An 11,237-nucleotide genomic window follows, 5' to 3' on the forward strand; every position below is an offset into this window, starting at 1 on the left:
GAAGGGGCCCTGGACGTTGACGAAGGCGTGGATCGTCGAGGCGACGCCCTAGCTGGGGCGGGCTGGGCCCAGGACTGGGAAGTTCGGGAGCTCATGGACTCACCAGCGCCGGCACTTCGGCCATAGCCGGGGCAGCGGCCTGGGCCGAGGCAGGGCCAGCGGCCTTGGCAGCGTCTGCCCTGCGTGCCGCACCCAGCTGTTGCCGCTGCTGCTCCAGCCAGGCGTGCCAGGCGTCCAGGCCTTCCCCATCGGTGGCCGACACCCGGATCACGGCGCAGCGGGGGTTCACCTGGCGGATGTGGGCTTCGATCCGCTCCACCGACACCGGCAGGTAGGGCAGCAGGTCGGTCTTGGTGATCAGCACGCAGTCGGCCTCCCGGAACATCACCGGGTACTTGAGCGGCTTGTCCTCCCCTTCGGTGACGCTGAGCAGGGCCACCTTGCGGTGCTCGCCGATGGCGAATTCGGCGGGGCACACCAGGTTGCCCACGTTCTCCACCCAGAGCAGATCGAGGCCGGCGGGATCGAGGCGCTGGCCAAGCAGCCGGAGGCCGCCACGCACCATCGCCGCATCCAGATGGCAGGCGCGGCCGGTGGTGATCGGCACCACCGGCACCCCCACGGCCTGCAGCCGCTCGGCATCGAGCTGGGTGGTCATGTCGCCCTCCAGCACCGCCATGGCGTAGGTGCCGGCCAGCTGGGCCAGGGAGCGCTCCAGCAGGCAGGTCTTGCCGGCGCCGGGGCTGCTCATCACGTTCAGGCAGAGCAGCTGCCAGGCGTCGAAGTGCTCGCGGTTGTGGGCGGCCTGATGGTCATTGGCGGCCAGCAGGTTGAGGCCGAGGGTGTCTTCCAGGGGCATGTGCATGGCGATCAGCGGCAGGGGGCGAGGTGGGACGTTGATTGGCCAGAGAGGCTGTAATCAATCGAGCGGATCTTCAGCTCCCGGCCCTGCACGATCTCCTCCATCGGGTGCTGGCAGCAGGGGGAGCGGTAGCCCTGCTCGGAACTGGGCGCGTAGGTGCCGTTGCAGAGCACACAACGGCCCAGCAGGGGCACCGATTCGATCGCCAGCCGGGCTCCGGCCAGCCAGCTCGACTGCACGGCCACCTGCCAGGTGGTCACCAGTTGCTCGGGCTCCACGCAGGTGAAGCTGCCCACCAGCAGGTGCACGGTGGTCACCTTCGGCGTGGCCGGGGCGTGGCCCCGCTTCCACTCCTCCATCGAGAGCAGCAGGCAGCGGGTCATGTCGACTTCATGCATGACTCACCTCCACTTCTGATCGACCTGCATGTTGCAGGCCTCATGCAGCCAGGCCGGCTTCTGTTTGCGCGGCAGCTGGCCGCTCACCACCAGGTGGGCCATGGTGTCGCAGATCACCCGGGTGGCCATCAATGAGGTCATGTCGCTGATGTCGTAGGGGGGCGACACCTCCACCAGCTCCAGGCCGCAGACCGGCACGTTGCGCACGATCAGCTCCAGCAACTTGAGGGCTTCGCGGGGCAGCAGGCCGCCGGGTTCGGGCCAGCCGGTGCCGGGCACGAAACCGGCGTCGATGCAGTCGATGTCGAAGGAGATGTAGACGCAGTCGGTGCCATCGGTGGCCCGCTCGATCGCGTACTGGGCGGCCGCCTCCAGGCCCATGTCGCAGATATCGGTGACGGTGAGCACGTTGGTGCCCCGCTCGCGGCACACCTTCACCCCTTCGCGCGGCACCTGCCAGCCGCCGATGCCCAGCTGCACCAGGTTTTCGGCGGGGGCGTTGGCCATGTTCGTGGCGTGGAACCACGGACAGGTGTGCATGCGTTCGTCGAGGTCGATCTCCTGGGTGTCGACGTGCCGATCGAAGTGGATGATGCCCACCTTCTTGTCGCCCAGGTGGCGGCACACCCCCCGCACGGTGGGAAAGCCGATCGAGTGATCGCCGCCGAGGATGATCGGGAAGGCGCCGCTGGCAAACACGTGCGCCACGCCCTTGGAGATCTGATCGAAGCTCTTCTCGTTGTTGGCAGGAATCGTGAAGATGTCGCCCACATCGCAGAGCCGGATCGACTCGCGCAGGTCGACGCCCATCTCGTAGTTGTAGGGCGTGTAGAGGGCCGAGATGCGGCGGATGCCCTGGGGGCCGAAGCGGGTGCCGGGCCGGTAGGTGGTGCCGGAATCGTGGGGCACACCCAGGATCGCCACATCGAATTCGCCGACGCGGTTCACGTCTTCGATGTAGGGCGCCTTCATGAAGGTGTTGATGCCCGCGTAGTGGGGCAGCTCGCCGCGCGAAAAGGTGGAGATGCGCCGGTCCATGATGCTCTCAGCCGCCTCCAGCCCGTAGCGCAGGCCCTGGTCCACCTCCTGCTGCCAGCCGGTGAGCGGCAGGCGGGCTTCTTTCTCAAGGGCTTCAGCGCCCTGACGGCCAGGCGGCGCCGGGGTGCGGCGGTCAAAGGCCCCTTCAGGGCCTGGCGATGCGGTCATGGCACAACACGGAGGTGGGGGTTGCGGTCTCCCGGGCTTTTATCCCTCCGTGCAACCGAGTGACCCCGGTGAGCTTCTCTCGGACCAGACGTCTCTCCAGCAGGACCCTGGGGCCATCGCTGAACGGGACCGGAACCCTAGAAACTGCTTCCGCCTTCAGACCCTCTCCCAGGTGTTGGCTGAGCGTTGTGGTGATTGTTACCGGGGCTCGAAGAAGGCCTTGAGGTTGGTGAGCACGAACTGCAGCCCCATGGCGATCAGGATCAGGCCGAGAAAGCGATTGATCAAGGTGGCGTTGCGACTGGCCGCCGACCCCGGCCGCGACACCACCACCTTGTCAGCAGGCCCTCCCCCGGACCGTGCATCACCGCCAGGGTGAGCACGGTGGCGATGGTGCCCGCTCAGGCGAGGCCGTCTCGCTGCCCCCTGCCTGGAACATGCCGTAGCCGATCGAGGCGATCACCAGGCCGCCCATGATCCGGAACGTGTCGAGGGAGATGCCCAGGGTGGCGAGCAGCCGCGGCCCGAAGAAGGCACTCAGCAGCAGGATCGCACCGGTGCGCAGCACGACGGTGGCCACGCCGCGCAGCCGCTGGGCCCGTGGCGCCCCGCCGCAGTGCTGCAGCAGCATGGCCGAGCAGATCACCGGGTTCACCAGCGCCAGCAGGGTGATCACGGAGCGGTTGAGGTCGGCCCCGCCGTTGCCGCCGCTCAACCCGGCGGAGCTGATCCCAGCATCTGGGAGGGCTGCACCCAGCGATCGAAGTCTTCCCCGCTCAGCTCTCCCAGCACCAGGGCCGCTTCCTTCAGGCTGAGGCCCTGCCGGTGGGCGTGGCTGGCAATGGCGCTGGCACGGTCGTAGCCGATCACGGGGGTGAGGGCCGTGACCAGCATCAGGCTCTGGTCGAGCAGGGTGGCGATGCGGGCCTCATCGGCCCGGAGGCCCTCCAGACAATGCTGGCGGAAGGCCGTGCAGCTTCCCTGCAGCAGGGCGATGCTCTCCAGCACGTTGTGGGCGATCAGGGGCTTGAACACGTTCAGCTCGAAGTTGCCCTGGCTGGCGGCCATCTGCACGGCGGTGTTATTGCCCATCACCTGCACCGCCACCATGGTGAGGCTCTCGCACTGGGTGGGATTCACCTTGCCAGGCATGATCGAGCTGCCCGGTTCGTTCTCAGGCAACACCAGCTCACCAAGGCCGCAGCGGGGTCCACTGGCCAGCCAGCGGATGTCGTTGGCGATCTTCAGCAGGGATCCGGCCAGCACGGTGAGGGCTCCGTGCAGGGCAGCCAGGGGCTCATGGCCCGCCAGCGCCTGGAACTTGTTGGGGGCACTGGTGAACGGCAGCGCCAGCCGGGCCGAGAGCCGGGCGGCCACGGCCTCACCAAAGCCCGCCGGAGCGTTGAGACCCGTGCCCACGGCGGTGGCGCCGATGGCCAGTTGCCTCACCTGGGGCAAGGTGGCGGTCAGGCTCTCAAGCCCAAGCTGCAACTGGGCCGCATAGCCGCTGAACTCCTGGCCGAGGCTGAGCGGCACCGCATCCTGGAGGTGGGTGCGGCCGATCTTGACGATGCCGCTGAAGGCTGCCGCCTTCTGAGCCAGTTCCTGCTGCAGGGCCTGCAGCGCCGGGATCAGCCCCCGCTCCAGCTGCAGCGCCACCGCCACGTGCAGGGCAGCCGGGAAGGTGTCGTTGCTCGACTGGCTGAGATTCACATGGTCGTTGGGGTGCACCGGTGCCTTGCTGCCCAGCACCCCGCCACAGGCTTCGATCGCCCGGTTGGCGATCACCTCGTTGACGTTCATGTTGGTCTGGGTGCCGGAGCCCGTCTGCCACACCTTCAGGGGGAATTCAGCATCGAGCTCGCCCCGGGCCACCTGCTCGGCCGCCGCCACGATCAGGTCGGCCAGGTGAGGCGTGAGCTTGCCCTCGGCGGCGTTCACCTCGGCGCAGGCGGCCTTGAGCTGGCCGAAGGCGTGCACCACGGCCAGGGGCATGGCCTGCCCGAAGGGGAAGAAGTGGATCGAGCGCTGGGTCTGGGCGCCCCAGTAGTGCTCGGCCGGCACGGCCAGGCTGCCGAGGCTGTCGCTCTCCAGCCGCGTGGCGGGGCCATCGCTGCTCATCGCCCGCTCAGCACCTCGGTGTTGAGCTCGTTGAAGCTCATGCTGCCGCTGCTCTTGAAGCTGTCGGGCAGCTCCAGGCCGGTGGCCTGGCTCACCGCTGGATTGATGCGATCCAGGCCCACCTGCCCCTCCTCATCGAGCAGCACCTGGCCGTCGCCATCGAGCACCACCACCTGGGGGGTGTGGCCGTGCCAGTAGTAGGCCGGATCCGAGGGCCCCGTGGTGGGACGGTTCTGCAGGGGATCGGTGACCAGGGGGATCAGCTCGATGCTGGTGCCCCAGAGCCGCTGCAGCTCAGACACCACCGGCGCGAAGGCCTTGCTGGCGCTGTCGTCATCGAGGTAATAGACCACCAGGGCCGGCCTGTGCTCCTCCAGGGTCTTGGCCAGGCTGGTGCGCGGCGGCACCAGGGAACCGTTGCCGGCGTAGAGGGCGTAGATGTTGCCGTCGTAGCTGTTGGTGGTGAGGGCCGCCTGGGCGGGAGCACCGCCGAGGCCAAGACCAAGCCCCAGGGCCAGAACCAGGCTCAGGGCAGGGCCCAGCAGTGTCTTGAGCAGGGAGCACCGCTCGCCGCTCAGGTGCCACGCGCCTGGCCGGGCCGCTCGCGGGCGGCCATCCCGGCCTGTGACTGTGCGTTGCATCGTTGACATCGGGGCCCCGGCGATGGGCCCATTGTGAAGGGCCGATGGTGCCGGCCTGCGCGCGGGCTAGGGGCTGCTGGGCCGCCGGCCCATCCCCTGCAGGATGCCCCTGCCGATCAGCCCGATCGCCCGGCCCACCACCTGGGTGAGCAGCACCACCACCAGGTTGCCGAGCCCCTGGATCAGCTGGCGCAGTTGAGGGGCCACGGCGTCGCGGCTTTCAAGGGCCAGCGTCACCAGCTGCTGCAGGGGACCGAGCCGGCGCAGCTCCCCGTCGCGGGGTTCCACCAGGTGGAGGGTGGCGATGCGACCGGCTTCCACGCAGAGCAGCTGGCGGCGGCTTTCGTAGATGGCGATCGGGCGCTCGAACCACTCGCTCCAGCGCTGCTGGGCATTGAGCTGGTTGCGCAGCCGTTCCAGGTTGCGGGTGGAGAGCAGCTCGGGTCTGAGCAGGTAGCGGCGCAGCTCCGGCCAGGCGCCGCAGCAGCTGAGCACCTCCGCCGCCAGCAGTTCGGCGGTGCGCATCAGCCAGTTGGCCACCAGGCGTTCCAGGTGCAACAGGGCCTGGAGCTCATCGGCGGCCACCAGTTGGCCCTCCACTAGCAGCGGCTGGGCCAGCACCAGGGTGGCCAGCATCGCCTGGGCGTCCGGTAGCTCGGGGTCGCTGGCCGCCAGATCACTGGTCTGCACCAGGGCTGTGGCCACCGGTTCGAGCGTGCCCAGGCGGGGGAGCTGCACGTAGGGGCTGGCCATGCTGCGCAGGGCCTGCTCCCGCAGCTGGGGCTGCAGTTCGAGCCAGCGCTGCAGCAGCGTGTTCGCCGCGCCGGGCTCGTCGGCAAGCTGGCTGCGCAGACTCTCGAGCTGGTCCAGCAGGGCCAGGAGCAGGTCGCGGCAGCGCTGTGGACTGAGCCCCTCGATGGCCAGCAGCTGGCCGCTGCGGTTGTCGAGGCCAGGGCCGATGGCCGTCTCCAGCCGCAGGCGCACGGCCTGCCAGATGCCGGCGGCGTTGCGCTGCTGCAGGGTGAGACTCGTGCCCCGGCCGGGGTTGGTGGTGGACGTGGGGGGCGGTGTCTGCTGCTCCGGCAGGCCCCAGGCCAGGCTCACCGGGCCCCAGATCAGCAGCAGCAGCTGGCGGGCACAGGCCAGTTCCCGCACTCTTCCCTCCAGGATCCAGCGCTGCAGGGGTGCCTGGGGAGGCGGATCCAGCAGCCGCAGGCAGAGGGCGCTGGCGGCATCGATCTGCTCGAGGCCGTCGAGCAGGAGGCGCTGGCCCAGGCCCGTGGCCCAGCCGCTGCCCGCGCCGGCGGCGGCCTGGTTCGAGCGGGCGGGGTTGGCGGCATCGCCCTGGAGCGTGGGGGCCTGCAGCTCCAGCACCCGGCCGCCGGCCCGCAGGGTGCGGATCGCCTCCAGCAGCTCGTCGCTGCCCGGGGCCTCCAGCAGCCCGTGGACCCCCAATTGCAGCAGTGATGAGGCGGCGATGCCATGGCCCGCAGCCAGCAGCAGCAGCAGGGGCGCAGGCCGCCATCGCTCCCGCAGCAGCAGCGACTCGCGGCGCAGGTCGGCTGCGCTGGTGGCAGCCGCGGGGCGCCAGATCACCAGCTGGGGGGCCCCCACCAGTTCGGAGGGGTTCGTGACCACCACCAGGTCATCGCCATGGTCCTGGATGAGGCGGATCAGTCCGCCGGCCACCAGGGGTTCAGCGAACAGCAGTAGCTGCGGAGTCACGCACCCAGGCCCTGGTGATGGCCCAAGGTAACGGCCTCAGCCACGGAGATCCACAGGCTGATCGGAGCTGCTGCCGCTGGGGCGACGACCGGTGAGGTTGAGGGTGTACGACTCGATGTGGTAGCCGGTGCACCGCTCGATCTGCTCCAGCAGTTCGGCGGGCAGGGCCACATCGAGATCCTCGATGGCCCCGGAATCGAGGCAGGTGATGTGGCTGTGGGGATCACTGCGGTAGCCGTAGAGGCGGCCACTGGCGCGGTCGAGGCACTCGATCACCCCTGCCGATTGCAGGGCTTCCAGATTTTGATAGACGGACGTGTGGCCGATGTTGCGGCCCAGGTCGTTGAGCTTTTCGAAGATGTCGCGGGCGCTCAGATGGCTTTTCTCGGCCCAGAGCAGATCCAGCACCATGCGCCGTTGGCGGCTCAGCCGCATGCCCAGATCCCTGCAGCGTCTGTACACCGCTTCGGCGCAGTCAGGCAGGGCCTTGGTCTCAGGCTCGGCCAGCGTGCCTGTCAGAGCTGTCTGGGCCGCCGTGCTCAAGCGAACCACCTGGAAGGGAGCATCTCTGTTATAGGCCAACCCACAAGTGGTCCGTGTACGCCCAGGTGAAGGCGCCATGGCTGAGTCAGCCAGGCTCATGCGATCGACGCGCTTTCCGGTGGGGTCGTCACGTCCTGAAGCCTGCCATCGGCCACGGCGGCCATCGCCTCAGCCAGGTCGACACGGCCGTCGTAGAGGGCGCGGCCCAGGATCACCCCCTCCACCCCCAGGGGCACCAGGCTCAGCAGTGAGAGCAGGTGCTCCAGGCAGCCGACGCCCCCGGAGGCGATCACCGGAACCGCACTGGCCTCGGCCATGGCCCGCAGGGCCTCCAGATTCGGGCCGGCCAGGGTGCCGTCGGTAGCGATGTCGGTGCTGATGATCGCCGCGATGCCGCTGCCGTTGAAGCGCCTGGCCAATGCCGTGGCTTCCAGACTGCTGCCATCCAGCCAGCCGCGGGTGGCCACCTTGCCTTCACGGGCATCGATTCCCACCACGATCCGCCCCGGATGACGGCGGGCCAGCTCATCCACCAGCTGCGGCTGTTCGGCGGCCACCGTGCCCAGGATCACCCGGTCGAGCCCACAGGCCAGCAGCTCCTCGGCCCGCTCCGCCGTGCGCACACCGCCCCCCAGCTGCACCGGGATCGTCAGGGCGGCGGTGATCGCGTTCACCACGGCGTCGTTGAGTGGGGTGCCGGTGCGTGCCCCATCCAGATCCACCAGATGCAGCCGCTGGGCGCCCTGAGCCTGCCAGCTCAGGGCCTGGGCCACCGGATCGCCTGAAAAGCGCGTCACCTGGTCGTAATCCCCCTGGTGCAGACGCACGCAGTGCCCGTCCAGCAGGTCGATGGCGGGAATGATCTGCATGGGGCGCCGCAGCTGTTGCCAGCCAGGCTGCCAGAGCCGCCTGTCGCGCAGCTGCTGCAGCGGCACCAGCAGCCGCAGGCTCGGATCCAGCACGGCGGCCAGCTCCACGGCGCGGCCGGCGGCCCTGCCCCGCTGGCCCACCAGGGCGAAGTGGCGATAGCCCCGGGTGTCCTGCGGCGCAGCGGGCTGGGCGGTGTAGGCCTGGCTCAGGCGCATCGGTTCCACGGCATCGGAGCGGGGGGGGGCTGGAGGGGTGAGCCTGGAGAATGGCGCTCCAGTTGCGCAGCAGTGCCATGCAGATCCTCGTCATGGGCGGAACCCGTTTTGTGGGCAAGCCCCTGGTGGAGCAGCTGCTGGCCTGCGGCCATGAGCTCACCCTGTTCACCCGTGGCCGCAACCCGGTGCCGGCCGGCCCCCGGCACCTGGTGGGGGATCGCAGCGACCCGGCGGCCCTGGAGCTGCTGGCCGGCGAGCGCTTCGATGTGATCGTGGACAGCTCCGGCCGCAGCCTGGAGGATTCCCGCGCCGTGCTGGAGCGCACCGGCCCCCCCAGCCATCGCTTCGTCTATGTGAGCTCGGCGGGGGTCTATGCCGATTCCGAGCTCTGGCCCCTGGATGAGGACGCCCCCACCGATCCGGCCAGCCGCCACGCCGGCAAGGCGGAGACCGAAACCTGGCTGCGCCAGCAGGGGATTCCCTTCACCAGCTTCCGGCCCACCTACATCGTGGGTCCGGGCAACTACAACCCTGTGGAGAGCTGGTTTTTCGATCGGATCCTGCATGGCCGGCCCCTGCCCCTGCCGGGTGACGGCAGCACCATCACCCAGCTGGGCCATGTGAAGGACCTGGCGGCCGCCATGGCGCGCTGCATCGAGGTGGAGACCGCCACCAACCGCATCTACAACTGCACCGGCAGCAAGGGCGTGACCTTCCGGGGGCTGGTGGATGCCGCAGCCCGGGCCTGCGGCCAGGATCCCGCCAGCGTGGACGTGCGCAGCTTCGATCCCGCCGGCCTGGACAAGAAGGCCCGCAAGGCCTTCCCGCTGCGGCTGGCCCACTTCCTCACCGAAACCACCCGGGTGCGGCGCGAACTGGCCTGGGAGCCCGCCTTCGACCTGGAGGCCACCCTCAAGGACAGCTACAGCCACGACTACGCCCTGCGGGCTCCCGGCACCCCGGACTTCTCCGCCGACGAGGCCCTGCTCAGCGGTTCAGGCGCGGCGCAGGTAGCCCCAGGCTGAGCTCAGGGCCAGCAGCAGGGAGGGCCAGAAGAGCCACCAGCCCAGCGGCACCAGCAGCGCCTGGCCCGGCCAGGGCCAGAGCAGCAGCAGCAGGCTGCTGAACTGCAGCACGGTCTTGAGCTTGCCGGCCAGGGAAGCGGGGCCGCCGCCGCCCTGGCCGGCCCGCCAGCCGGAAATCAGCAGCTCGCGGGCCAGCAACAGCCACACGGCCGCCAGGGGCAGCACCCCCTGGGCCCCGAGCCACAGCAGCGGCGCGCTGATCAGGATCTTGTCGGTGAGCGGATCGAGGCGGGCACCCCAAACCGAGCCGCCGCCGGCGCGTCGGGCCAGCGCGCCATCGGCCCAGTCGCTCAGCCCCCCCAGCAGCAGCAGCAGSSRGRSCCCCWGCNRCNGGCCCGCNAGCASGGYSAGNCNAKCNGGNSSAGSCYYMGCANNKCCYGYWGCNCSKTSAKSCCRKCNKCCMGGCYWCNGSMTCMKRWTGSCCKWCANCSCSGYTCCNNCRGCCNCAKGSTCMRAMWGKCSGWCNMCGCCGTNWYSAGYAGCCCNNGGTYCNWSAGNCGNGKCKSYGSMSWSRYSMSTNGCMSGRKKCNGNGYGWRGCNGRTGRRCRMGCMCCNRCANNGGMGGNGSTGMMGSTGRTGNANGSGRGCRSCRCMYYGGYGGGCNGMSSKYRSYGRAYRGGRSCKGNNNNMTGGTGSGCGAGMKCRSCKWMSAKGNCCKGMYSSTRCGYGANWGCKGCTNCGATGCCGKSMYCTACSTGNYGCWRYYCSMTGCMGTGRKMYAMSCAGGTGCACCAGGTGCTGGGCAGCACCGTGGGTGAAGTGATGCGCCCCAGCCCCCACACCTGCCAGGCCGAGCTGCCCCTGCCGGCGGCGGCCCGCCAGCTGCACGAGAGCAGCACCCAGCGGCTGTTTGTGGTGGATGGCGGGCACCGACCCGTGGGCGTGCTCACCCGCGGGGATGTGGTACGGGCCCTGGCCCAGGCTGGCGCCTGAGCGGTATGGCTTGGATAGGGGAGCTTATTGAGAGGGCATGAGAACTATTGCTGCAGCTGGCAACAATGAAGGGCACGGTGCCGCTCGCTAGTGCCTGGCAGGCGGGCGTCGAGCCTCGTGGTTCTCAACAAGGACGGCTTATTGAGGACATCTGCTCGTGGGTGTGTTGCATCTGTTGACAATGCCCAGAGGCGCTTCTGGTGGCTTGGCCTGATGACTGCGGGGCAGGGCAAGCGGGGAAGTGGCGCCTGGCAGCGTGGATAGCGTGATCGGTGCCGACCTCCTGGATCGTCCTGCGGCCACTGATCGCCTCCAGGCAACCTTGGCCTTGAACTCGGGACTGCGGGTGTAGCCCTTGCTCATGGGTGGGAGCCCCTTTCAGGGGCGGTGCCCCGCCTCTAGGGCTAACGATGGAGCCTGTCCAGAAAAGCCAGACCACCTCAGCCGCCGATCGATGTAGGCGTGGGGTTCCCCCGGTTCTGTGGATTGGTCGTAACGAGTCGTGTCCTAAGGAGCCTCTGGGCAACGAGCCCTGAAAGTGGGTCCAAGGTTGGAATTTGCTCGGAATGAACAACGTTTGGCGAATCTGAGGTTGGCTTGGCTGATTTCACCCTTTCGGGTGCCAAAATCTGCCCATG

Annotated in this window: 11 protein-coding genes, 3 pseudogenes and 1 riboswitch; of the genes and pseudogenes, 2 read left to right on the top strand and 12 right to left on the bottom strand. The window is 69.3% G+C overall.

Features of this window, described 5'->3' with window-relative positions; translation table 11 throughout:
- Positions 1–91: 91 nt before the first annotated feature.
- The 11 genes and pseudogenes from hypB to IQ216_RS14210 form a co-directional block, all read right to left on the bottom strand.
- Positions 92–865 (bottom strand): hydrogenase nickel incorporation protein HypB, encoded by a 774-nt coding sequence (hypB, locus tag IQ216_RS06855; protein WP_193814887.1) that lies wholly within the window; start codon positions 863–865, stop codon positions 92–94.
- A gap of 5 nt (positions 866–870) precedes the next feature.
- Positions 871–1,260 (bottom strand): hydrogenase maturation nickel metallochaperone HypA, encoded by a 390-nt coding sequence (locus tag IQ216_RS06860; protein ID WP_193814888.1) that lies wholly within the window; start codon positions 1,258–1,260, stop codon positions 871–873.
- A gap of 3 nt (positions 1,261–1,263) precedes the next feature.
- Positions 1,264–2,466: an agmatinase gene (gene speB, locus IQ216_RS06865; RefSeq protein WP_193814889.1), complete on the bottom strand. Its 1,203-nt coding sequence runs from the start codon at positions 2,464–2,466 to the stop codon at positions 1,264–1,266.
- Between the two features lie 26 nt (positions 2,467–2,492).
- Positions 2,493–2,618: riboswitch (guanidine-I (ykkC/yxkD leader) on the bottom strand.
- 46 nt (positions 2,619–2,664) lie between these two features.
- Entirely contained in the window at positions 2,665–2,799 is a 135-nt protein-coding gene (locus tag IQ216_RS14480; protein WP_255510589.1) for a hypothetical protein, read from the bottom strand.
- Between the two features lie 31 nt (positions 2,800–2,830).
- Entirely contained in the window at positions 2,831–3,181 is a 351-nt protein-coding gene (locus IQ216_RS06870) for a MarC family protein (RefSeq protein WP_193814890.1), read from the bottom strand.
- Positions 3,178–4,587, bottom strand: coding sequence for a class II fumarate hydratase (gene fumC, locus IQ216_RS06875; protein WP_193814891.1), 1,410 nt, complete (start codon positions 4,585–4,587; stop codon positions 3,178–3,180). The genes IQ216_RS06870 and fumC overlap by 4 nt, the downstream gene beginning before the upstream one ends.
- Entirely contained in the window at positions 4,584–5,228 is a 645-nt protein-coding gene (locus IQ216_RS06880) for a thylakoid membrane photosystem I accumulation factor (protein ID WP_193814892.1), read from the bottom strand. The genes fumC and IQ216_RS06880 overlap by 4 nt, the downstream gene beginning before the upstream one ends.
- Before the next feature lie 66 nt (positions 5,229–5,294).
- Complete coding sequence (locus IQ216_RS06885; protein WP_193814893.1) at positions 5,295–6,953, bottom strand: DUF3685 domain-containing protein; 1,659 nt, start codon at positions 6,951–6,953, stop codon at positions 5,295–5,297.
- Between the two features lie 36 nt (positions 6,954–6,989).
- Entirely contained in the window at positions 6,990–7,388 is a 399-nt protein-coding gene (locus IQ216_RS06890; protein ID WP_193814894.1) for a transcriptional repressor, read from the bottom strand.
- 203 nt (positions 7,389–7,591) lie between these two features.
- Positions 7,592–8,365 (bottom strand): 1-(5-phosphoribosyl)-5-[(5-phosphoribosylamino)methylideneamino]imidazole-4-carboxamide isomerase, encoded by a 774-nt coding sequence (gene hisA, locus IQ216_RS06895; RefSeq protein WP_228007241.1) that lies wholly within the window; start codon positions 8,363–8,365, stop codon positions 7,592–7,594.
- A 27-nt stretch (positions 8,366–8,392) separates the two neighbouring features.
- Positions 8,393–8,581, bottom strand: a pseudogene (locus IQ216_RS14210) (TIGR02450 family Trp-rich protein); the annotation flags it as partial.
- A gap of 77 nt (positions 8,582–8,658) precedes the next feature.
- Here IQ216_RS14210 and IQ216_RS06900 point away from each other — a divergent pair.
- Positions 8,659–9,606, top strand: coding sequence for an NAD-dependent epimerase/dehydratase family protein (locus IQ216_RS06900; protein WP_193814896.1), 948 nt, complete (start codon positions 8,659–8,661; stop codon positions 9,604–9,606).
- On the opposite strand, the pseudogene IQ216_RS06905 reads toward IQ216_RS06900, so the two are convergent.
- Positions 9,577–9,978: pseudogene (locus tag IQ216_RS06905) on the bottom strand (CDP-alcohol phosphatidyltransferase family protein); the annotation flags it as partial. The gene IQ216_RS06900 and the pseudogene IQ216_RS06905 overlap by 30 nt on opposite strands.
- 411 nt (positions 9,979–10,389) lie before the next feature.
- Between IQ216_RS06905 and IQ216_RS06910 the strand changes: the two are divergent.
- Positions 10,390–10,599, top strand: a pseudogene (locus tag IQ216_RS06910) (CBS domain-containing protein); the annotation flags it as partial.
- Between the last annotated feature and the right edge of the window lie 638 nt (positions 10,600–11,237).

The sequence above is a fragment of the Cyanobium sp. LEGE 06143 genome (assembly GCF_015207535.1).
In the GTDB taxonomy this organism is placed as follows: Bacteria; Cyanobacteriota; Cyanobacteriia; order PCC-6307; family Cyanobiaceae; genus NIES-981.

Bases quoted from the DNA above. Each gene is read 5' to 3' on its own strand.
- hypB (WP_193814887.1), bottom strand. From the start codon at position 865: ATGCACATGCCCCTGGAAGACACCCTCGGCCTCAACCTGCTGGCCGCC.
- IQ216_RS06860 (WP_193814888.1), bottom strand. From the start codon at position 1,260: ATGCATGAAGTCGACATGACCCGCTGCCTGCTGCTCTCGATGGAGGAG.
- speB (WP_193814889.1), bottom strand. From the start codon at position 2,466: ATGACCGCATCGCCAGGCCCTGAAGGGGCCTTTGACCGCCGCACCCCG.
- fumC (WP_193814891.1), bottom strand. From the start codon at position 4,587: ATGAGCAGCGATGGCCCCGCCACGCGGCTGGAGAGCGACAGCCTCGGC.
- IQ216_RS06880 (WP_193814892.1), bottom strand. From the start codon at position 5,228: ATGCAACGCACAGTCACAGGCCGGGATGGCCGCCCGCGAGCGGCCCGG.
- IQ216_RS06890 (WP_193814894.1), bottom strand. From the start codon at position 7,388: ATGCGGCTGAGCCGCCAACGGCGCATGGTGCTGGATCTGCTCTGGGCC.
- hisA (WP_228007241.1), bottom strand. From the start codon at position 8,365: ATGCAGATCATTCCCGCCATCGACCTGCTGGACGGGCACTGCGTGCGT.
- IQ216_RS06900 (WP_193814896.1), top strand. From the start codon at position 8,659: ATGCAGATCCTCGTCATGGGCGGAACCCGTTTTGTGGGCAAGCCCCTG.